The following is a 19,619-nucleotide window of genomic DNA, read 5'->3' on the forward strand; positions in this document are numbered from 1 at the left end:
TCCCACCGGTCACCCCACCCGCAGCCCGGACTCGACCCAGCCCAGCTGATCGAGCACGCCCGCGATCGCGTGCTGCTGCTCGGCGCACCGATCGAGCATCAGCTCGACCGCGCGGGCCTTCCAGGCGCAGTCGCCGGAGAGGGCCACCAAGTCGGCGAGGGCCCGGTCGAGCCGCTCGCGCACGCTGCCGCAGCGCAGCAGCGCCTCGGCGAGCATCCAGGATCCTTCGGCGGCGGGAGGAGCGATCGTCAACATGTCGCCCAGCCTGCGCCGGAGCGCAGAGCGGCGGGACGGGGTTCGTGCAAGCCGTGGGATCCGCGTGCTCTCTCCGCGCTGTGGAGGACGCACCCGGAGGGCGGGCAGGACGGCCGGCGGCGATAGCGCGCGGCGCATCCCGCTCTCGGACGGTGGCACCGGTGCGGCACAATGGAGCCATGACCGAGTCGGACCCGTTCCGCGTGATCTTCGTGTGCACGGGCAACATCTGCCGGTCACCCATGGCGGAGGTCGTCTTCCGCGACATCGCGACGCGACAGGGGCTCGGCGACCGCATCGTGTCCACGAGCGCCGGCACCGGCGACTGGCATGTCGGCGAGCAGGCGGACCGTCGCACGATCGAGGCGCTCGATCGTCGCGGCTATGACGGCTCCGGGCATCGCGCGCGGCAGTTCACCTACGAGGACTTCGCCCGCAACGACCTCGTCGTCGCGCTCGACCGCACGCACGAGCGGATCCTGAAGCAGTGGGCGCGTGACGAGTCCGAGGAGGGCAAGGTCACCCTGCTGCTGTCCTTCGAGCACCCCGACAGCGCGTTCGAGCATCATGGCGCGCTGGACGTGCCGGACCCCTACTACGCCGACGCCCCGGTCTTCGACGAGGTGCTCGGTATGATCGAGAGCGCGAGCCACGGCCTCTTCCGCCAGCTCGAACCCGCCATCCGACCGCCGCGTCCGTGACACGGGCGGCCCGGATCCACGACTCCCGGAGACTCCCGTGACCGCCTCGCTCCCCGCCCAGCCCCTCAGCCCGCTCGACGGGCGCTACCGCGCCGCGGTCGCCCCGCTCGCCGATTACCTGTCCGAGGCCGGCCTCAACCGGGCTCGCGTCGAGGTCGAGGTGGAGTGGCTGATCGCGCTCACCGATCGCTCCCTGTTCGGCACCTCGCCGCTCTCCGAGGACGACAAGGAGCGGCTGCGCGGCCTGTACCGCGACTTCGGCCAGGCCGAGATCGACTGGCTGGCCGAGAAGGAGGCGGTCACCCGCCACGACGTGAAGGCCGTCGAGTACCTCGTGCGCGACCGGCTGACGGCGCTGGGCCTGGACGCGATCGCCGAGCTCACGCACTTCGCGTGCACGAGCGAGGACATCAACTCCGCCTCCTACGCGCTCACCGTCAAGCGCGCGGTCGAGCGGGTGTGGCTGCCCGCCCTGCAGGACGTCATCGCGAAGCTCCGCGAGCTCGCGGTCGAGCACGCGGACGCGGCGATGCTGTCGCGCACGCACGGCCAGCCCGCCACCCCGTCGACGATGGGCAAGGAGCTCGCGGTGTTCGCGTGGCGCCTGGAGCGCGTCGTGAAGCGGATCCAGGGATCCGAGTACCTCGCGAAGTTCTCCGGCGCGACCGGCACCTGGTCCGCGCACCTCGCGGCCGAGCCGTCGGTGGACTGGCCGGCGCTCGCCCGCGAGTACATCGAGGGCCTCGGGATCGACTTCAACATCCTGACCACGCAGATCGAGTCGCACGACTGGCAGGTCGAGCTGTACGACCACGTGCGCCACGCGGGCGGGATCCTGCACAACCTCGCCACCGACATCTGGACGTACATCTCGCTCGGCTACTTCGCGCAGATCCCCGTCGCCGGCGCGACCGGATCCTCGACCATGCCGCACAAGATCAACCCGATCCGGTTCGAGAACGCCGAGGCGAACCTCGAGCTGTCCGGCGCGCTGCTGAACTCGCTCTCGCAGACCCTCGTCACGAGCCGCCTGCAGCGCGACCTCACCGACTCCACCACGCAGCGCAACATCGGCGTCGCGTTCGGGCACTCGCTGCTGGCCCTGGACAACCTGCGCCGCGGCCTCAACGAGATCTCGCTCTCCCGCGACGTGCTGCTCGCCGACCTCGACACGAACTGGGAGGTGCTCGGCGAGGCGATCCAGACCGTGATCCGCGCCGAGGTCGTCGCCGGCCGCTCCACGATCCAGGATCCGTACGCGCTGCTGAAGGAGCTCACCCGCGGTCACCGCGTGGGCGCCGCGGAGCTCGCCGAGTTCGTGCAGGGCCTGGAGATCGGCGACGAGGCCAAGCAGCGCCTGCTCGCGCTGACCCCGGCGACGTACGTGGGGCTCGCAGAGACCCTGGCGAAGTAGCCCGGCTCAGGCCTCGGCGGGAACCGCCGCCGGGGCGCCGGAGTACTCGCCGGCGCGGTCCTTCGGCATCGCGAGGATCGCCAGCAGCATGAGCGCCGCCGTCACGGCCGCGGCGATGAACACCCACGTCGAGGCGTGCACCACCGTCGCCGGGTCGTGCTCGCCGCCGCCCGCGGCCAGCACCGCGTTGGAGATCGCACCGTAGACGGCGACCCCGACCGCAGCACCCGCCGACCGCGCGAAGGTGTTCATCCCGGTCACCGCGCCGCGCTCGCCCCAGCCGACCGAGGCCTGCGCCACGATGAGCGTCGGCGACGCGGTCCAGCCCAGGCCGAAGCCGATCACGAACGCGATTCCGGCCAGCGACAGCGCGTTGGGGTACGGCCCGATCAGTGCGAGCCCGAGCGCGCCGACGGTGGCGATCGTCGCCCCGACGAGGGCGGTGACGCGGAACCCGAATCGCAGGTACAGCCGCCCGGCGTTGGCGGCCGACAGGGGCCACCCCAGGGTCATGGCGGCCACGGCGAGACCGGAGAGCAGCGGCAGCACGCCGATCGAGCCCTCGAGGTAGGCGGGGGCGAAGCTGGTCACGCCGGTCAGCAGCGCGCCGATCGCGAACGACGCGAGCGTCGTGGTGAGGATCAGCCGGCTGGAGATCAGGCGCAGGTCGATGATGGGCTCGGCCGCCCGGCGCTCCACGAGCGCGAACACGGTGAGCGCCACGGCCCCGACGACGAAGCAGAGCACGCTCGGCACCGACAGCCACGCCCAGGCGTTGCCGCCTTCGAGCACGCCGAGGATGAGGCCGGTCAGGCCCACGGTGAGCAGCGCGGCGCCGAGGTAGTCGATGCGGTGTCGGCGCCGCTCCGTCTGCTCGTGGAAGTGCCGCAGCAGCATCCACGCGGCGACGAGGCAGAGCGGCACGTTGATGAGGAAGATCAGCCGCCACACGTCGAGCTGCGAGAACACGCCGCCCAGCGCCGGACCCACGACCGAGGAGACCGCCCACACGCTGGCGATGTAGCCCTGCACGACCGCGCGCTCGGACACGGAGTAGATGTCGCCGACGATCGTCATCGCCATCGGCGCGACGGCTCCGGCGCCGAGGCCCTGCACGAGTCGGAAGACGATCAGCGAGGGCATGCTCCAGGCCACGCCGCAGAGGATCGATCCGAGCAGGAACAGCCCGATGCCGATCAGGATGATCGGCTTGCGTCCCACGGTGTCGGCGAGCTTCGAGTAGATCGGCACGCTGACCGCCTGCGCGAGCAGGTAGATCGAGAACAGCCATGGGAACTGCTGGTAGCTGCCCAGGTCGTGCACCACGCTGGGGACGGCGGTCGCCAGGATCGTGGCGTCCATCGCGATGAGGCCGGTGGCCAGCATCAGCGAGAGCAGCACGGGCCCGCGCTCGGAACGGAGACCCACGGAGGCGCGATCGATCGTCATGCTCACCTCGGGATCAAGGCGGGACGGGCGCCGGCTATTCCCGGCGACTACGCCTTCGGCGCGTCGCCGTCTGCAGAACCGGTGGCGTCGTCAGCCGGTCCGGACGAGTCGGACCCGGATCCGGATGCATCGGACGCGGATCCCTCGGCCCCGGTCGCGCCGGCCGCGTCGTCGACCTTGTCGTAGAGGACGGGACGGTCGTGCGGCGTCGTGAAGTCCGCGGGGTCGACCGCGAGGATCAGGATCGACAGGATCAGCAGCGCGGCGATGAAGATGCCGCCGGTGACGATGAAGGCGAGGTTCCACGGCGGGATCCCCGCATAGGTGCCCTTGTCGACCATGCGCATCACCTTGTCGGTGAACGCGCCGGTCGCGATGAGGGTCACCACCCCGGCGAAGACGCCGCACAGCAGCGACAGCCCGATCAGCTGCACGGGCCGGAACAGATCCCGGCGCCTGGTCTTCTCGGTCATGCGGATCCTTCGTTCTCGGCCGGCGCCGTCCCGGCGGCGGCGGTGTCGGCGCCCTCGTCGGCGGAGGCACGGGGGCGCGGGCTGAGCCCCGCGATGCCCAGGAACACCGCGACGATCGCGGCGTAGGCGCCGAAGATCCCGACGCCCAGGGTGATGCCGGTCAGGGTGAACGACCCCGCCCCGGTGATGGTGTAGCGCAGCGCGTAGGTCGTGGGCACGCACAGCAGGCCGACCGCGAGCGCGAGGCCCAGCGCGCCGACCAGGATCGCATCGCGGGCGCCGTCTGCGGCGACCGCCGGTGCGGATCCGGTGCGGGTGAGCCGTCGCGCGCGGAGCCCTGCGAGGAGCTCGACGAGTCCGGTCAGCGCACCCCAGGCGATGACCACCACGAAGAACAGCGGCGTCGAGCGCCATGCGGGCACTCCCCCGGCCATGCCGGTCAGGATCGAGAACGCGGCCAGCAGGATGAACGGCCAGCGCCAGCCCGTCGGAGCGACCAGCCAGGCCGCCACGATGTGGATGAGCGCGGTGACCAGGGCGAAGCCGCTGAACACGGAGAGCCCGACGATCGCCGAGTGGTCCGCAGAGAAGGTGATCATCAGCGCCGCGACCGCGGCGAGAGCTGCGCGCGCGAGCTGCACGTGTCGCAGCGTGAGCGTGCGGGGGGCTGACATGACGGATCCTCGGGTCCTGAGCTTCGAGAGCCCGGGCAACAGCATCGCGGGCTCGCCGCCGCCTCGACGGGCGGGCGGACCCTCCCAGTCTACGCGGGCGATCCTAGGCGCCCGCTCGGGGCCGGATCCTCCGGACGCGCCTCGTCCTCGGCGTCCTCGGGATCCGGATCCTCCGCCGTCCCGCCGTCGGCGCGCCGCGGCTGCAGTTCGCTGAGCAGGGTGCCCGCGATGATGAGCCCGGCGCCGAGGATCGCCAGCGGCGGGATCCGCTCCCCCGCGATCCGGCCGACGACGCCCGCCCACACCGGCTCGCCGGTGTAGATGATCGTGGCGCGGGTGGCGGACACCGAGCGCTGCGCCCAGTTCATGGTGAGCTGGATGAGGCCGCTCGCCAGGCCCATGCCCAGGCCGGCGAACAGCCAGACGGGGTCGAACGCGGGGACCTGCTCGCCGGCGACCGGCATGGTCGCGAAGCCCAGGACCGACGCGGTCAGCAGCTGCACGACGGTGAGCCGGCTCACGTCGAACCGCCCGCCGAAGAGGCTGATCAGGATGATCTCCCCGGCGATCGGGAGCGTGCTGATGAGGGTGAGGATCTCCCCCGTGCCGAGCTGGATCCCCTTCGATCCGATGCCGGCGACGAACAGCAGGCCGACGAAGGCGAGCGCCGCGCCCACCAGCGTGAGCGCGCGCGGCGGCTTGCGCAGCACGAGCCACTGCAGCAGCGGCACGAGCGGCACGTAGAACGCCGTCATGAACGCGCTGGTGGAGGAGTCGATCGTCTGCAGGCCGGCGGTCTGCAGCCCGTAGCCGCTGTAGATCGCGGCGCCGATCGCGGCGCCGGCGCCGAGCTCGCGCCAGGTCATGCCGTGCAGCGACCGCCAGAAGATCGCGGCGGCGAAGATCCCGGCGGCGAGGAAGCGGAAGCCCACGAAGAACCACGGCCCGGAGTGCTGCATCGCGGTGTGCACCACGAGGAAGGTGGCGCCCCAGATCATCGTGATGCCGACGAGCGCCCACTCCGGCACCGACAGCCCGAGCACACGGCGGGCGGCGGTGCGGTTCACAGCGACACGGCGGTGGCGACCCAGAGCCGGCCGGATCCGGTCGCCTGCACTGCGGCGGCACGGCTGATGAAGACCGCAGCACCGCGCGGCACCGCCGCAGTCGCGCCGTCGCCGGCGAGCGTGAAGGATCCGTCCGTCGCGATCGCGATCGAGGGGCCGGCCAGCTCGAGCGAGGCGTCGCCGGTGACGGCGAGCAGCTCGAACGGCACGTCGGCGCCGGACGCGTGGATGCGGGGCCGGTAGCTGCGCACGTTCTCGGCGAGCTCGACGGGCACGAGGCGGTCGTCGTCCGACGCGGAGAAGGTCAGCACCCGCTTCAGCTCGGCGACGTCGACGTGCTTGGGCGTGAGTCCGCCGCGCAGCACGTTGTCGCTCGGCCCCATGAGCTCCACGCCCGCGCCTCGCAGGTAGGCGTGGATGTTGCCAGCGGGCAGCCACAGCGACTCCCCCGCGGCGAGCGTGATGTGGTGCAGCATCAGGGCGACCGCGATGCCCGGGTCGCCGGGGTACGCCTCGGCGAGGCGCGTGACGAGCTCGAAGCGGTCGTCGCCCGCGGCCGCGGCCACGAGCGCCGCCACGGCGAGGTCGACCTCGGCGCCGCCGCCCAGCAGCCAGGCGAAGCCCGCGCGCAGGCCGTCGGGCCCGGCCAGCTCCGCGCGCCAGGGGGCGAGGGCATCGGATCCGGCGCGCGCCGCGAGGACGTCGACGTCGGCGAGGGTGTCGGCGACCGGGCGGAAGCCGCACAGCGCCTCGAAGCCGTCCTCCAGGGCGACGATGAGCTCGGGCTTGGCGTACGGGTCCTTGTAGTTGCGGTGCGCCGCCTCCAGCGGGATGCCCCGCGCGTTCTCGTCGGCGAACCCGGCCTGCGCCTGCGCGGTGGTGGGGTGGGCCTGCAGCGACAGCGGCCCGCCGGAGACGAGGATCTTCAGGAGGAACGGCAGCCGGGCGCCGTTCTCGCGCTCCCAGTCCAGGAGCGTCGCCCACGGTGCGTCGCCGGTCGCGCGGGCCGGGGATCCCGGGTGCGCGCCGAGCCACAGCTCCGCCTCGGGGCCGCCGCTGCCCGCCGTGCCCAGCACGCCGGCCACGCCGTCGACGCGTCCCCAGGCGTAGTCGCGGGGCACATTGCCGATCTCGACGAACAGCGGGGTCTCGGGCGCGCTCATGCGGGTCTCCGTTCGGGAAGGATGCGGGGGACGGATCCAGCGTATCGAGCACGCCCTCTTGCCGGCGGACCACCCGGTTCCGCGAGACTCTCATTCCGGAGTGGGACTCCACGCCAGGCGTGTGTTCTCACCCAGGAAACGGAGTCTCGCGGATCCGCGGGATCGGCGCGAGGATGGCTCCATGACCGAGCCTCGTTCCGCCACCGCGGCGACCGCCGCGATCCGCTCCGCCCGCGATCTGCTGCTCGCCCACGCCACCGACTACGCCGGCGCCCGCGCCACGTTCCGCTGGCCGGCGCTGCGCGAGTTCAACTTCGCGCTGGAGTGGTTCGACGTGGTGGCCGGCGAGACCCCGAACCGGCCCGCGGTGCAGATCGTCTCCGCCGACCTGTCCAGCCGCAGCTGGACCTACGGCGAGCTGGCACGCCGCTCGAACCAGGTGGCGAACTGGCTGCAGGAGCTCGGGATCCGCCGCGGCGACCACGTGATCGTGATGCTCGGCAACACGATCGACCTGTGGGAGACGATGCTCGGCCTCACCAAGATCGGCGCGGTCGCGATCCCGACGTCGACGCTGCTCTCCCCCGCCGACCTGGCGTACCGCGCCGAGAAGGGCGAGGCGCGCGGCATCGTGACGCTCGGATCCCTCTCCGACCGCGTCGCCGATCTGCCGTCGGACCTCGTGCGCATCGCCGTGCCCGACGTCCCGGGCGGCGCGGCGTCCGACGGCTGGCACGACTTCTCGGCGTCGAACGGCGCCGCCGAGGCCTTCGAGCCCGACGGGCCCACCCCGGCCGGCGACACCAGCCTGCTGTATTTCACCTCCGGCACCACGAGCCGCCCGAAGCTCGTGCAGCACACGCATGTGTCGTATCCGGTCGGGCACCTGTCCACGATGTGGTGGCTCGGGGTGCGCGAGGGCGACGTGCACCTGAACATCTCCTCGCCGGGGTGGGCGAAGCACGCCTGGTCGAGCTTCTACTCGCCGTTCCTCGCCGAGGCCACGGTGTTCGTCTACAACTACGACCGGTTCGACGCGAACGCCCTCATGGAGGTCATGGAGCGGCACCACGTCACCACGTTCTGCGCGCCGCCGACTGTCTGGCGGATGCTCATCCAGGCCGACCTCGGCCGCCTCGCGCACCCGCCGCGCGAGCTCGTGGGCGCCGGTGAGCCGCTCAACCCCGAGGTGATCGGCCGCGTGCGCGAGGCCTGGGGCGGCACGATCCGCGACGGCTTCGGCCAGACCGAGATGACGGCCTGCGTGGGCAACTCCCCGGGGCAGGTGGTGAAGGACGGATCCATGGGCCGCCCGCTGCCGGGCTATCCGGTCGTGCTGGTGGATCCGGTCACGGGCGCACGGGTCGAGGGGGATGCCGACGGCGAGGCGGAGGGCGAGATCTGCCTCGACCTCGCCGAGCGCCCGCTGGGGCTCATGGCCGGCTACTACGCGGATCCGGAGGCGACCGCGCGCTCCCGCGAGGGCGGCTTCCACCACACCGGCGACATCGCCACCCGCGACGCCGAGGGGTACCTCACCTACGTGGGCCGGGCGGATGACGTGTTCAAGGCCTCCGACTACAAGATCTCGCCGTTCGAGCTCGAGTCGGTCCTGCTCGAGCACCCGGACGTGATGGAGGCGGCGGTCGTGCCGAGCCCGGATCCCACCCGCCTCGCGGTGCCGAAGGCGTACGTCTGCCTCACCGCGTCGGCGCACGAGGATCTCGTCGCGACGGCCGGATCGATCTTCGCCCACGCGCGCGGCCAGCTCTCCCCGCACCTGTGGGTGAGGATCATCGAGTTCGTGCCGGAGCTGCCGAAGACGATCTCGGGCAAGATCCGCCGGGTCGACCTGCGCGCCCGCGAGGCCGAGCGCGTCGCGGCCGGCGACGAGACCGGCCAGCACCACGACCGCGACCACCGCTGACGGCCGGTTCCGGAACCTGCGGGAACAGCTCAGAAGTCGACGATCACAGAAGCCCGTCCTACGGGCGTGACGTCGCGACTCAGCGTGCGTCGTAGTCGGCGCGGGACTGCTCGATCGTCGCGTGGTTGGCGATCGCCCACTGCGCGATCGTGTGCGCGATCTCGACGAACGTGCTGCCGAGCGCGGTGAGCCGATACTCCACCCGCGGCGGGACCTCCGCGTAGGCGGTGCGGATCACGAGCCCGTCGCGCTCCAGCTGGCGCAGCGTCAGGGTCAGCATGCGCTGGGAGATGCCGGGGATGTGCCGGAGCAGGTCGCTGAACCGCATCACGTCGTCGCCCAGCGTGGCGACCACGAGCAGCGACCACTTGTCGCCGACACGGTCGAGGACGTCCCGGATCATGCGCCCGACCTCGGGGCCGCCAGGTTGCCCCTCGCACGAGCGCTCGTACTCGGAGAGGTCCACGGGGGCGGCGAGCGCCGGGTCGGTCACGGTTCCGCCGCTGTGCGCCGGTGACACCGATGTGCCTTTTGTACGGGTCTCCACGATGCTCCATCCTTTACTTACTGATCGTAACAAGGTGACGATCGATAACAAGGAGAACCTCATGCTGATCGCCCTCTGGATCATCAACGCGTTGCTCACCCTCGCCCTGCTGGGCGCCGGAGGGATGAAGCTGTTCACGCCGAAGCCGGTGCTCGCCGAACGCGGGATGGCGTGGACCGACGACTTCTCGGCAGGCTCGATCAAGGCGATCGCCGCCCTCGAGGTCGTCGGCGCGATCGGCCTCATCCTGCCGCTCGCGACCGGGATCGCCCCGATCCTCACCCCGCTTGCCGGCACCGGGCTCGCGATCATCATGCTCGGTGCCGTCGTCGTGCACCTGCGTCGCAAGGAGCCGGCGGCCCCGGCGATCGTCCTCGCCGTGCTGGCCGTCGCGAGCGCGGTGCTGGGCTTCCTCGCGGTGCGCTGACCCCGTCGAGCTGGATCCATTCAGGTCGCGATTTCTGCTGTTCCGGGCGCCGGGAAGCGCAGTTATCGCGACCTGGACGGATGAGTCACTGCGACATGAGCAGATTCAGGATCCGGGTCGGCAACAGGCAGAAGATCAGAGGTCGGCGATGACGATCTTCTTCATGCCCATGAGGTGCTCGTAGGCGTTCGGCCGCTGCATCAGCGCACCCAGATTCGCCGGCACGACCTGCCAGCTCACTCCGAAGCGGTCGACGAGCCAGCCGCACTGCTCGGCCGCCGGCACGGCGCTCAGCGCCGCCCAGATCCGGTCGATCTCGTCCTGTCCGTCGCAGTCGATCTGCAGGGACAGCCCCGGTGTGAACGTGAAGTCCCTGTCGACAGGGGAATCGAAGGCCGCGAAGCGCTGGCCGGCGAGCAGGAACTCCGAGTACACGATCGGCTCCGTGACGTGCGGGGGCTCGGTCACCGGATACTGCACCTGGCGGGTGATCCCCGACGGCGGCAGCAGCTCGCCGTACAGCGCGATCGCCTCCTCCGACCTGTTCCGCACGCGTCCGCCGAACACCAGCATCGGAGTGATCGGGGGCGCCGGCTCGGCGTCGCGGTCCATCAGCTTCAGCTGCCAGCTCACCCCGTAGCGATCCTCGACCCAGCCGTACAGGCCGCTGAACAGGTACTCGCCGATGTCCATCACCACGAGGCCGTCCTCGCCGAGCGCGGTCCAGGTGCGGTTGATCCAGGCGCGCGCGGCATCCGCGTCGGCGAAGCGACGCGGATCCACGCTCACCAGGAAGGAGAGCGCCGGATTGGGGGCGAACTCGGGCCCGGCGTTGATGAGCGTGATCCGGAAGCCGTCGATCGACACCTCCACCGTGAGCGGCTGACCGGCGAGAGGACGCTGGAACTCGAGCAGCCCTTCCTGCGGATATCGCGCGACCACCCGCGACGTGGCGCGCTCGAACACCGAGGCGTAGAACGCGCCCGCCTCCTCGGCGTCGCCGTCGCACCAGATGTTCGGGACGATCCGCTGGGTCATGAGGGAGAGCTCCTCGCACGTCGATGATCCCCCCGGACTCCTCCAGGGTGGAGGCCGGGGGGTCTCCCCCGCAAGCGCCGGGGGAAGATCCGCCCCGCGGAGCGGCACCTGCCGCAGCCGCGCACGGCCGTCAGCGGCGCCCGACCTTGAGCCGCAGCCGGTTCTTCACCACCGGCACGGGGGCGGTGATGACGGCGTCGACCACCATGGAGCCGTCGCTCGGGCCGACGACGGGGATCGCCGTCGTCGGGGTGACCTGGAGCGGATCCACGGGCATGCGCCCGAGCTCGCGATGCGCCTTCACGTACGCCGGGATGAGCAGCGCGACGGCGCCCAGCCACGCCAGCGGGTTGCTGAGCACCACGCCCGGGAAGCCGATGAGGGCGCCGAGCACGACCGCGGCGGCCACGCGCATGACGAGCTCGATGACGCCGGTGATGGTCGGGATGAGGGTGTGCCCGAGCCCCTGCAGCACGCCGCGCAGCACGAACAGCACGCCGAGCGCCGTGTAGCTGAGCCCGTTGATGAGCAGCATGAGCGCGGCGAGGGCGACCACCTCGTCGGATCCGGATCCGATGAACACGCGCACCATCGCGGATCCGAACAGCACCAGCAGCGCGCCGAGCACGACCGCGGTGATGACGGCCATCCAGATCGCCTCGGAGACGCCGCGGCGGATCCGGTCGGGCCGGCGTCCGCCCAGGTTCTGCGCCGCGTACATCGACGCGGCGAGCCCGAGCGAGGAGAGGAACGCCACCGCGATGCTGTCCACGCGCGACGCCGTGGTGTAGGCGGCGACGGCGTCGGCGCCGAGCACGTTCAGGGCCACCTGCACGGTGATCGTGCCGATCGCGATGATCGAGGCCTGGAAGCCCATCGGAAGGCCGAGGCGGAGGTGCTCGGCGAGGTCGGCGCGGCTCACCCGCCAGTCGGCGCGGTGCACGTGCAGCACGGGGAGCCTGCGCCACACGTACACGAGGCACAGCACGACGGAGACGCCCTGCGCGACGACCGTGGCCCAGGCGGCGCCCGCGACGCCCCATTCGAATGTGCCGACCATGACGATGACGAGCACGATGTTCAGGGCGCAGGACACGGTGAGGAACACCAGCGGCGTGCGGGAGTCTCCGATCGCGCGGATCACCGCCGAGAGGTAGTTGAAGAACATGATCGTGCTGCCGCCGATGAAGGTGACCTGCGTGAACGCCGTCGCCTCCGGCATGAGCACCCGCGGCGTCTGCAGCAGAGCGAGCAGCGGCTCCGTGACGAGCGGCGCGCCGATCGAGATGATGATGCTGGTCACGGCCGTGAGCAGGGTGCCGGTGGCGACCGAGCGGCGCACCGCCGCGTGGTCGCCGGCGCCGAACGCCTGCGCGGTCGGGATCGCGAAACCGCTGCTGAGGCCCCAGGCGAAGCCGATGAGCAGGAAGATGAGGCTGCCGGTCGCGCCGACGGCGGCGAGCGATTCCACGCCGAGGTGACGGCCGACCACGATCGCATCGGCGAACTGGTACAGCTGCTGCACGACGTTGCCGATCAGCAGGGGGACGGCGAACGCGAGGATGACGCGCCAGGGGCGGCCAGTGGTGAGGGGTACGGCCATGCGGGGACTCTTCGGCGGGGGATGGCGGGGGACGGAACAAGGCCCACCGTGATCGGTCACGGCGGGCCTTGTTCCATGGTATCGAATCGATTCGGAGAAGCGATAGGGGATTCAGGATTCCCTCGCGGATCCGCCTGCCGGATCCTCCTCCGCGGGGTCAGCGGAACCGGCGCAGGCGCAGGCTGTTGCCGACCACGAACACGCTCGAGAACGCCATCGCCGCCCCGGCGAGCATGGGGTTCAGCAGCCCGAGGGCGGCGACCGGGATCGCCGCGACGTTGTACGCGAAGGCCCAGAACAGGTTGCCCTTGATCGTGCCGAGCGTGCGGCGGGAGAGCCGGATCGCGTCCGCCGCGGTGCGCAGGTCGCCGCGCACCAGGGTGATGTCGCTCGCCTCGATCGCGACGTCGGTGCCGGTGCCCATGGCCATGCCCAGGTCGGCTGCGGCGAGCGCGGGGGCGTCGTTGACGCCGTCGCCGACCATCGCGACGACGCGCCCTTCGCCCTGGAGCCGCGCCACCACGTCGGCCTTGTCCTGCGGCAGCACCTCCGCGTAGACCTCGTCGATCCCGACCTCGGCGGCGATCCGGCGGGCGACGGCCTCGTTGTCGCCCGTGAGCAGGATCGGCGTGAGCCCGAGCCGCTTCAGCTCGGCGACCGCCTCGGCGCTCGTGGGCTTGACGGTGTCGGCGATCACGATGATGCCGCGCGCGGATCCGTCCCATCCCACGGCGACGACGGTCTTGCCGCCCGCCTCCGCCTCGGCCTTCGCCGCCGCGACCCGCGGGCTCAGGTGCTGCGCCCAGTCGGCGAGCAGCGCCGCGCGGCCCACGAGCACCGTGTGGCCCTCGACCACGCCCTGCACGCCGCGGCCGGCGATGCTCTGGAACGACTCGACCGGCGCCCCTTCGTCTCGCGCAGCGGTCCCTGAGCGAGGAGCGAAGCGATGAGACGAAGGGCGCTCCGGAACCCGGGCCGCCAGGACGGCCGCACGGGCCACGGCCTGCGCGATCGGGTGCTCGGACGCGTGCTCGAGCGCGCCGGCCAGGCGCAGCAGCTCCGCCGGATCCGTGCCGTCCTCAGCAACGACGTCGGTGACCTCCATGCGGCCGCTCGTCACGGTCCCGGTCTTGTCGAGCACGATCGTGTCGACCTTGCGGGTGGACTCCAGCACCTCGGGGCCCTTGATGAGGATGCCCTTCTGCGCGCCCCGGCCTGTGCCGACGAGCAGAGCGGTCGGCGTGGCCAGGCCCAGCGCGCACGGGCACGCGATCACGAGCACGGTGACGGCGGCGGTGAACGCGGCGGTCGCGGGGAACCCGGCGCCCAGCCAGGCCCCGAGGGTCGCCACCGCGATCGCGATCACGATCGGCACGAAGACGCCGGAGATGCGGTCGGCGAGGCGCTGAACCTCGGCCTTGCCGGTCTGGGCCTCCTCGACGAGGCGTGCCATCTGCGCGAGCTGCGTGTCGGAGCCCACCCGCGTGGCACGGACGATGAGCCGCCCGCCCGCGTTCACGGTCGCTCCCGCGACGGCGTCGCCGGGACCGACCTCGACGGGAACCGACTCGCCGGTGAGCATGGACGCGTCGACCGCCGACGTCCCGGAGACGACCACGCCGTCCGCGGCGATCTTCTCGCCGGGCCGCACGACGAACGCGTCGCCGGCGGCGAGCTGCGAGATCGGGATCCGGACCTCCTGGGTCCCGGATCCATCCGTCGTGGATCCGTCGCCGGCCGATCCGTCGCCTTCCCGGCCGGGCGCGGGCCGCAGCACCGCGACGTCCTTCGCGCCGAGCTCGAGCAGTGCGCGCAGCGCTGCTCCGGCCCGCCGCTTGGATCGCTTCTCGAAGTAGCGGCCGGCGAGGATGAACACCGTCACGCCGGCGCCCACCTCGAGGTAGATGCTGCCCGTGCCGTCGCCCGCCCGCAGCGCCCAGCTCTCCGGCAGCAGCGTGAACTCGTGCCGCATGCCGGGCACGCCCGCGGTGCCCAGGAACAGCGCGTACAGCGACCACCCGAACGCGGCCAGCGTGCCCATGGAGATGAGCGTGTCCATCGTGGCCGCGCCGTGACGCAGGTTCAGCCATGCGGCGCGGTGGAACGGCCATGCGCCCCACACGATCACGGGTGCGGCGAGAGCGAGGGACGCCCACTGCCAGTACGTGAACTGCAGCGCGGGGATCATCGCCATCGCGACGACCGGGACGGTCAGGATCGCGCTGACGAGGAGCCGCGTGCGCAGGGCGCGCAGCTCGGGGTCATCCCCCTCCTCTGCGGCGTCCGCCGCGGCGGGCTCCGCGGGTGCCGGCAGCGCCGCGGTGTACCCGATGTCCTCGACCTGGGCGATGAGCACCGCCGGGTCGAGGCCGTCCGGGAGGTCGATGCGGGCCTTCTCGGTCGCGTAGTTCACGGTCGCCGTCACGCCGTCGATCCGGTTGAGCGTCTTCTCGATGCGGTTCGCGCAGGAGGCGCAGGTCATCCCGCCGATCTCGAGCTCCACGCTGTTCGCGGTCATGGGTGCGTCTCCTTCCGTTTCGGTTGTCGGTCCGCCCTCGGGGGCGGATCCGATCAGTGCGCGTGCGGCGCCTTCGCGTCCAGGACGAAGGCCGCGGTGTGCACGGATCCATCGACCTGGAAGTCGAAGTAGAGCAGGTAGCGGCCGGCCGTCGGCACGTGCGCGGCGAAGCGGACGTCCGGCCCCGAGAGCGCGCCGGCGGCAGGGGCTTCCCCCTCGGGGTGCACGTGCAGATAGGCCAGGTCGCCCTCGCGCAGCGCGACGAGGTGCCCGAACGCGCCGAGGTACGGCTGCAGCGTCGTGACGGGCGCGCCGTCGCGGCTGATCGTGACGGTGAGCTCCGAGCCGGAGCCCGGCACGAGGTCGCCGCTGATCCGGGCGTCGAACCCGTCCACGGTGGTCTCGGCGGTCGTCGCCGGGGCGGCCGGCGCGAACGACCCCGCCACGTCGACCGTGCGGGTGAGGGTCACCGGATCCGCGCCCGAGGCGGCGAAGTCGGTGAACACCCGGTACGAGCCGGCCGCGTCCCAGGTCCACGGCAGACTCCACGTCCCCGTGGCCCGGTCGAGGACCGGGTGCACGTGCCGGAACTCCGCGCCGTCGCCGCGGACGACGATGAGATGCAGCTCCTTCTCGTGCTGCGGCGTGTACGCCGTGACCGGGGATCCGTCCCCGTCCAGGATCCGGAAGCTCAGCTCACCGGCCTCTCCTGCCGCGCGCGGCGCGGACACGGGCGTCAGGGTGAACCCGCCCGCGGAGAGCGAGACCCCGGAGATCGCCTCGGTCGCGCCGTCGCCGTGCCCGCCGTGGCCGGTGGACTCCGGTGCCGTGGTGCTGTGCCCGTGCATGTCGTGCCCGTTCATGCCCTTCTCCTCCTGCTGCGCGGACTGCGGTGCCGCGCCGTGCGGGGCGACGAGCGCCGCGACGCCGAACGCCACGGCGAACGCCGCCGCCAGCCCAGCGCCGTACAGACCCAGTCGTCCCGCCGTGTTCATCAGGCTCGGACCGCCCGGTAGCCCGCCTCGTCCACGGCGGCGATGACGCTCGCGTCGTCGACCGGAGTGCTCGCCGTGATGACCAGCGAGCCGTCGGCGGCGCTCACTTCGATGTTCTCGACGCCGGCGATCCTGCCGACCTCCCGGCGCACGGACATCTCGCAGTGCCCGCAGCTCATGCCGGTCACCTGGTACTCGGTGGTGCTCATGTCGTCTCCTTCGTCCGATACCCCATGCGGGTATCCGATATCGACAACCATATACCCCCTAGGGGTATTCCCGCACGCGTGCAGCGGCTTCCCCGAACACGCCAGACGGAACCGGGACGGGTCAGTGCAAGGCGGCGTCCGCGGCCACCGACCGCCAGGCGTGGATGCGCACGGCCAGACCGGCCCGGGTCGGGGCGCACACGAACGGCCCGGCCTCGGCGGCGATCCCGGCGGGGAAGGGCAGCACGCGTACGAGCTGCAGCGGCGCGCCGGCGACCCCGGCGCGCACGGTGAGCGCGTCGTCGCCGCGGCTCACCCGCACCAGGATCCGGCGGTCCGCCCATTCGGGCACCGGGGCGAGCGACCAGTCCGACATGCCGTCGGTGACGACCGCGCCGACCTGCGGGCGACCGTCGGCGAACTCGACACCGGCCTTGACCCAGCGTTCGGCCGACGCGCGCACGAAGACGCCGGCCTGATCGAACTGCTCCGAGAACGCCGCGGTGAACTCCACCTCCACGGCGGTGCCGACGGCGAACGGCGTGAGCAGCGCGTGCTCGCTGTCGTGCACGAAGCCGTACGACGTGGACCGCCACGCGTCGCTGCCCTCGACCGCGGTGACGACGAGGTCGCCGTCCTCCTCGGCGAGCGCCGCGGGGACGTGGGTCCAGTGTCCGTCCGACCAGGCGATGTCCGTCATGACGCCCAGGCTACGGCCTCCTCGAAGCCGCGGCAGGCGGTGCCGACGCTCGCCGCATCCGAGTCAGGCCCGTAGCGCCTGCTCCAGGTCGGCGAGCAGATCCGCCGGGTCCTCGAGGCCCACGGAGAGCCGCACGACCTCGACGGGCACGGCGGCCTCGGTGCCGCGCACGGACGCGTGGGTCATCGCGTCGGGGTAGTTGACCAGCGACTCCACGCCGCCGAGCGACTCGGCGAGCTGGAACACGCGGGTCGACTCGGCGAAGCGGCGAGCGGCCTCCCCCGACTCCAGGGCGACCGAGACGATGCCGCCGAAGCCGGACATCTGCTGTGCGGCGAGCTCGTGGCCGGGGTGCTCGGGAAGGCCCGGGTAGTACACGCGCGCCACACGCGGGTGCGTGACGAGGAACTCCGCGACGGCCTTGGCGTTCGCGTTGTGCTGGCGCATCCGCACGGGCAGGGTCTTGATGCCGCGGGTGGTGAGCCAGGCGTCGAACGGCCCGGACACGGCCCCCACGGCGAACTGCAGGAAGCCGACCTTCTCGGCGAGCTCCGCATCCTTCAGCACCACCGCGCCGCCGACGACGTCGGAGTGGCCGCCGAGGTACTTGGTCGTGGAGTGCACGACCACATCGGCGCCGAGCGAGAGCGGGCGCTGCAGCGCGGGCGTGGCGAAGGTGTTGTCTACCACGACCACGGATCCCGCCACGTGGCCGATCTCGGTGAGCGCCGCGATGTCGGAGATCCGCAGCAGCGGGTTCGAGGGCGTCTCGACCCAGAGCACGCGCGGCGCCTTGGCCGCGACCGCCGCCCGTACGGCATCGGTGTCGCTCATGTCGACCACCTGCACCGTCACGCCCCACCCGCCCAGCACACGGGAGATGAGCCGGAACGTGCCCCCGTACACGTCGTTGCCGAGCAGCACGTGGTCCCCGGGCTGCAGGATCGCGCGCAGCAGGGTGTCCTCCGCGGCGAGCCCGGAGGCGAAGGAGTACGCGTGGGTGCCGCCCTCGAGCGCGGCGAGCTGCTGCTGCAGCGCGTCCCGCGTCGGGTTGCCGCTGCGGCCGTACTCGTAGCCCTGACGGAGACCGCCGATGCCGTCCTGCACGAAGGTGGTGGACAGGTGCAGCGGCGGGATCACTGCCCCCGTGTACGGGTCTGCGGCCTGGCCGGCGTGGATGGCGGCGGTGGCGGTCTTGTCGGTCTCGATGGTCATCTCGGATCCCTTCGGGTCGGTCGGTCGTGTCGGCAGCGGCTGCGGTTCGGAATCTGCCGGTCGCTGAGCTTGTCGAAGCGTCCGGCCCGCGGATCCGGGCCCTTCGACAAGCTCAGGGACCGGGCGTGGCTCGGGGGCCGCCACGGCGAACCCGTGCCCGGTCATCCATTCGTCGTCGTAGAGCTTGTCCAGGTAGCCGCGTCCGTGGTCGGGCAGGAGCACGACGACCACGTCGTGCTCACCCAGATCCTGCGCGATCCGGAGGGCGGCGACGACGGCCATGCCGCTGGATCCGCCGACCAGGAGGCCCTCCTCGCGTGCGAGCCGGCGCGTCATCGCGAACGACTCCGCGTCCGAGACGCGCTCGTACCCGTCGACGACGGATCCGTCGAACGTGTCCGGCAGGAAGTCCTCCCCTACGCCTTCGACGAGGTAGGAGTGCACCGGACCGCCGGAGTAGAGCGATCCCTCCGGATCCGCGCCGATCACGCGCACCCGGCCCTTGCTGACCTCCTTGAGGTAGCGTCCGGTGCCGCTGATCGTGCCGCCCGTGCCGATGCCGGCGACGAAGTGCGTGACGCGCCCGTCCGTGTCGGCCCAGATCTCCGGTCCGGTGGACTCGTAGTGCCCGAGCGGGCCGTTCTGGTTCGCGAACTGGTTGGGGTTGAATGCACCGGGGATCTCCCGGGCGAGGCGCGCGGCGACCGAGTAGTACGACTCAGGGTGCTCGGGCGGCACCGACGTGGGCGTGACGACGACCTCGGCCCCGAAGGCGCGCAGCGTGGCGACCTTCGGGCCATCGAACTTGTCGGGCACGACGAACACCATGCGGTAGCCGCGCTGCAGGGCGATCAGCGCGAGGCCGACGCCGGTGTTCCCGCTGGTCGCCTCGACGATCGTGCCGCCCGGACGGAGGAGCCCGTCGCGTTCGGCGGCGTCGATGATCGACCGGGCGATGCGATCCTTCGCGGAGCCGCCGGGGTTGAAGTACTCGACCTTGGCGAGCACGGTCGCGCGGATCGCGGGACGGTCGGCGGTGGCACCGGTGACGGAGGAGAGACGGACGAGGGGCGTCGAGCCGACGAGATCGGCGACGTGGCTGGAGTAGCGCACGGGAGAGGTCCTGAACGGTGATCGCGCGGAGGCGCGGGGCTGTCTGTGGTCGTCGGAGATGCGCAGAACGCGCTCAGAGAGAACAACGACAGGTCAGGGTCACGCTGTCAAGATACCCCATCGCGATCCGG

Annotated in this window: 18 protein-coding genes and 1 pseudogene; 4 read left to right on the forward strand and 15 right to left on the reverse strand. The window is 71.8% G+C overall.

What is annotated here, in order from left to right; translation table 11 throughout:
- Window positions 1-9 precede the first annotated feature (9 nt).
- Complete coding sequence (locus ACYQ1L_RS18850; RefSeq protein ID WP_460005533.1) at window positions 10-255, reverse strand: hypothetical protein; 246 nt, start codon at window positions 253-255, stop codon at window positions 10-12.
- A 179-nt stretch (window positions 256-434) separates the two neighbouring features.
- Between ACYQ1L_RS18850 and ACYQ1L_RS18855 the strand changes: the two genes are divergently transcribed.
- Window positions 435-956, forward strand: coding sequence for a low molecular weight protein-tyrosine-phosphatase (locus ACYQ1L_RS18855; RefSeq protein WP_460005534.1), 522 nt, complete (start codon window positions 435-437; stop codon window positions 954-956).
- A 37-nt stretch (window positions 957-993) separates the two neighbouring features.
- Entirely contained in the window at window positions 994-2,370 is a 1,377-nt protein-coding gene (purB, locus tag ACYQ1L_RS18860; RefSeq protein WP_460005535.1) for an adenylosuccinate lyase, read from the forward strand.
- A gap of 6 nt (window positions 2,371-2,376) precedes the next feature.
- Here purB and ACYQ1L_RS18865 read toward each other — a convergent pair whose 3' ends face one another.
- The 5 genes from ACYQ1L_RS18865 to manA form a co-directional block, all read right to left on the reverse strand.
- Window positions 2,377-3,819, reverse strand: a complete 1,443-nt coding sequence (locus ACYQ1L_RS18865; RefSeq protein ID WP_460005536.1) for an MFS transporter — start codon at window positions 3,817-3,819, stop codon at window positions 2,377-2,379.
- A 47-nt stretch (window positions 3,820-3,866) separates the two neighbouring features.
- A complete protein-coding gene (locus ACYQ1L_RS18870; protein WP_460005537.1) occupies window positions 3,867-4,292 on the reverse strand; it encodes a hypothetical protein in 426 nt (141 codons plus the stop codon).
- Entirely contained in the window at window positions 4,289-4,966 is a 678-nt protein-coding gene (locus ACYQ1L_RS18875) for an acyl-CoA synthetase (protein WP_460005538.1), read from the reverse strand. The genes ACYQ1L_RS18870 and ACYQ1L_RS18875 overlap by 4 nt, the downstream gene beginning before the upstream one ends.
- Window positions 4,967-5,055: 89 nt before the next feature.
- Window positions 5,056-6,033: a DMT family transporter gene (locus ACYQ1L_RS18880; RefSeq protein ID WP_460005539.1), complete on the reverse strand. Its 978-nt coding sequence runs from the start codon at window positions 6,031-6,033 to the stop codon at window positions 5,056-5,058.
- Window positions 6,030-7,196, reverse strand: a complete 1,167-nt coding sequence (manA, locus tag ACYQ1L_RS18885) for a mannose-6-phosphate isomerase, class I (protein ID WP_460005540.1) — start codon at window positions 7,194-7,196, stop codon at window positions 6,030-6,032. Before manA ends, ACYQ1L_RS18880 begins: the two co-directional genes overlap by 4 nt.
- A 181-nt stretch (window positions 7,197-7,377) precedes the next feature.
- Here manA and ACYQ1L_RS18890 point away from each other — a divergent pair, with 181 nt between their 5' ends.
- Entirely contained in the window at window positions 7,378-9,123 is a 1,746-nt protein-coding gene (locus ACYQ1L_RS18890; protein WP_460005541.1) for an AMP-binding protein, read from the forward strand.
- Between the two features lie 79 nt (window positions 9,124-9,202).
- On the opposite strand, the gene ACYQ1L_RS18895 is transcribed toward ACYQ1L_RS18890, so the two are convergent.
- Window positions 9,203-9,670 (reverse strand): winged helix-turn-helix transcriptional regulator, encoded by a 468-nt coding sequence (locus tag ACYQ1L_RS18895; protein WP_460005542.1) that lies wholly within the window; start codon window positions 9,668-9,670, stop codon window positions 9,203-9,205.
- A 34-nt stretch (window positions 9,671-9,704) separates the two neighbouring features.
- On the opposite strand from ACYQ1L_RS18895, the gene ACYQ1L_RS18900 reads away from it, so the two are divergent.
- Window positions 9,705-10,097: a DoxX family protein gene (locus ACYQ1L_RS18900; protein ID WP_460005543.1), complete on the forward strand. Its 393-nt coding sequence runs from the start codon at window positions 9,705-9,707 to the stop codon at window positions 10,095-10,097.
- A 135-nt stretch (window positions 10,098-10,232) separates the two neighbouring features.
- Here the strand turns inward: ACYQ1L_RS18900 and ACYQ1L_RS18905 are convergent, their stop codons facing one another.
- The 8 genes and pseudogenes from ACYQ1L_RS18905 to ACYQ1L_RS18940 all read right to left on the reverse strand — a co-directional run.
- A complete protein-coding gene (locus ACYQ1L_RS18905) occupies window positions 10,233-11,135 on the reverse strand; it encodes a VOC family protein (RefSeq protein ID WP_460005544.1) in 903 nt (300 codons plus the stop codon).
- Between the two features lie 130 nt (window positions 11,136-11,265).
- Window positions 11,266-12,738, reverse strand: coding sequence for an MATE family efflux transporter (locus ACYQ1L_RS18910; RefSeq protein WP_460005545.1), 1,473 nt, complete (start codon window positions 12,736-12,738; stop codon window positions 11,266-11,268).
- Window positions 12,739-12,895: 157 nt separating this feature from the next.
- On the reverse strand, window positions 12,896-15,256 hold the full coding sequence (locus ACYQ1L_RS18915) for a heavy metal translocating P-type ATPase (RefSeq protein ID WP_460005546.1): 2,361 nt from the start codon (window positions 15,254-15,256) through the stop codon (window positions 12,896-12,898).
- 53 nt (window positions 15,257-15,309) lie between these two features.
- Window positions 15,310-16,251 carry a heavy-metal-associated domain-containing protein gene (locus ACYQ1L_RS18920; protein ID WP_460005547.1) on the reverse strand — a complete coding sequence of 314 codons (942 nt, stop codon included), beginning with the start codon at window positions 16,249-16,251 and terminating at the stop codon, window positions 15,310-15,312.
- Entirely contained in the window at window positions 16,251-16,460 is a 210-nt protein-coding gene (locus ACYQ1L_RS18925; protein ID WP_460005548.1) for a heavy-metal-associated domain-containing protein, read from the reverse strand. The genes ACYQ1L_RS18920 and ACYQ1L_RS18925 overlap by 1 nt, the downstream gene beginning before the upstream one ends.
- A 121-nt stretch (window positions 16,461-16,581) precedes the next feature.
- Window positions 16,582-17,160 carry a DUF1349 domain-containing protein gene (locus ACYQ1L_RS18930; protein WP_460005549.1) on the reverse strand — a complete coding sequence of 193 codons (579 nt, stop codon included), beginning with the start codon at window positions 17,158-17,160 and terminating at the stop codon, window positions 16,582-16,584.
- 63 nt (window positions 17,161-17,223) lie between these two features.
- On the reverse strand, window positions 17,224-18,375 hold the full coding sequence (locus tag ACYQ1L_RS18935) for a cystathionine gamma-synthase (RefSeq protein ID WP_460005861.1): 1,152 nt from the start codon (window positions 18,373-18,375) through the stop codon (window positions 17,224-17,226).
- Window positions 18,376-18,642: 267 nt separating this feature from the next.
- Window positions 18,643-19,488 (reverse strand): annotated as a pseudogene (locus ACYQ1L_RS18940) (PLP-dependent cysteine synthase family protein); the annotation flags it as partial.
- Window positions 19,489-19,619 lie beyond the last annotated feature (131 nt).

Source organism: Microbacterium xylanilyticum (assembly GCF_054654695.1).